The organism is Synechococcus sp. R55.7 (assembly GCF_047461955.1).
Lineage (GTDB): Bacteria > Cyanobacteriota > Cyanobacteriia > Thermostichales > Thermostichaceae > Thermostichus.
In genome coordinates this window covers 1-1,513 of record NZ_JANSIC010000339.1, presented here as the reverse complement: position 1 = coordinate 1,513, position 1,513 = coordinate 1, and the positions used below count along the sequence as shown (strand labels likewise).

1 protein-coding gene is annotated in these 1,513 nt (G+C 53.7%); it reads left to right on the top strand.

Going from position 1 to position 1,513, the window contains the following annotated elements:
• The first annotated feature begins 449 nt into the window (after nucleotides 1-449).
• Entirely contained in the window at nucleotides 450-1,328 is an 879-nt protein-coding gene (locus tag NW820_RS12320) for a dienelactone hydrolase family protein (protein WP_414407636.1), read from the top strand.
• The last annotated feature ends 185 nt before the right edge of the window (nucleotides 1,329-1,513 follow it).

Genomic DNA, 1,513 nt, shown 5'->3' with positions numbered 1-1,513 from the left:
TAAGCTACGCTTTGGTTGACTACCTGCCAGCGGCTTTTGAGATTTGTTGAAGCAAACTTATCTCACTTGTCAAGGCCATCTGCACCAGTACAATTGCCGTTTTGCCGCTACTGCCAAACGCTCAGTTTGTCTTTTTGGCTCTGCCCAATGCTGCCATCATCCAACAATTTCGGCAACTGCCAAATAAGCTCCAAAGTGCGAGATGGCATCGATGCTTCTTGAAATGCTTAACCCAAAGATTTCCGGTTTTTAACTGATTTTTAACTGTCTCTTGAGTTGCATTTCCGTTGATCAGCATCGCTGTGCCGAGCCGATCTTAACAGCTCTACGATGCAGATCTCAGACAGGATAGGCAAGATTTGCATCGAGACTGTCAGTAGAAAGAATCTTTACAGACAAAATATTGTTTATCCTGAGAAGAGGGGTTTGTGTTTTTGAGGATTGGGCCTATGTATGCGGAGCAACCCAAGGGGGGATCCTCCAGCAGCTGGAAGCGCCGTCAGTTGAAGCTGGCCAACGTCGCTGCTGGGTTTGCCTCGGCAGTACAGCCGATCTTTGCCCAAACCATCATCACCGATAGCGAAGGATTGGAAGCCGGCCCCGTCACCATTCCCACCCCAGATGGCGAGATCCCTGGCTATCGTGCCAAGCCGACCGGCTCTGGCCCTTTTCCACTGGTTTTGGTGGTGCAAGAGATCTTTGGTGTACACGAACACATTCAAGACATTTGTCGCCGCTTGGGGAAGTTGGGCTATGTGGCAGTGGCTCCCGAGCTGTTTTTCCGGCAGGGGGATGTTTCTCAGCTGCAGAGCTTTGAGGAGATTCGCGCCATCGTCTCCCAGGTGCCCGATGCTCAGGTGATGTCGGATTTGGATGCGGCGGTGGATTGGGCAATTGGCAACTCAGGTGCGGATCCAGAGCGGGTGGGCATTACTGGCTTTTGCTGGGGTGGTCGAATCACTTGGTTGTACGCGGCTCACCGACCCGGCTTGAAGGCGGGTGTTGCCTGGTACGGTCGTTTGGTGGGAGAGTCCACACCCTTAACCCCAAGGCATCCGCTGGATGTGGCAGCCAGCCTGAAGGCACCTGTGTTGGGTTTGTATGGTGGTGCAGATACCAGCATTCCCTTGGAAACGGTGGAGCAAATGAAGTCAGCTCTGGAAGCTTGCGGAGATCCATCGCAGTTGATCATCTACCCGGATGCTCCCCACGCCTTTTTTGCCGATTATCGCCCCACCTATCGCCCAGAAGCGGCTGGTGACGCTTGGGAACGGTTGCAGGCTTGGTTTCGAGAACACGGCTTGGCCCAGGGATCCCGGTCTCAATGATGGGATCTCATCTGTTCCCGTCGGCAGGACGGAGTCTTTTTTTGACTGCGCCGAAGGCAGAGCTTGGGGCAAGCTGGTATATTCCTAGCCATCTCAGGGAAACAGCATGAAAGCGCATGAGTTCTGGGCCCGTACCGACAGCCAAGGTCAACTGATTTTGCCCATGCGGGCGCAGGAGCAATTGC